1 protein-coding gene is annotated in these 251 nt (G+C 64.9%); it reads right to left on the minus strand.

What is annotated here, in order from left to right; all coding sequences use genetic code 11:
• Positions 1 to 44: 44 nt before the first annotated feature.
• A partial coding sequence (locus tag SB751_RS33485) for a hypothetical protein (protein WP_410749430.1) occupies positions 45 to 251 on the minus strand: 207 nt, incomplete at its 5' end.

Here is a 251-nt window from a genome sequence, read left to right on the forward strand (position 1 = left end):
GGTAACTTTGCCGGATGCGCCGGCCGGCGGCCTGGCGCCGTGGCTTACTTCAGTGCGGCGATGATCTGGTCGCGCACGCTCTCGAAGCCCGCCACGTACTGGGGGTTTTCCGATCGGGCCAGCAGGCTGGAGTAGTTCTTTTCCAGTTGCGCCTCGATGGCTTCGCGCAGGCCGGGTGAGCCCTTGGCCAGATGCAGCATCGTCAGCAACGCCGAATTGAGCGCATCGATGCGGCCGCCCTGGTGCGAAAT

Source organism: Cupriavidus sp. SIMBA_020, assembly GCF_046535395.1.
GTDB classification, from domain to species: domain Bacteria; phylum Pseudomonadota; class Gammaproteobacteria; order Burkholderiales; family Burkholderiaceae; genus Cupriavidus; species Cupriavidus campinensis.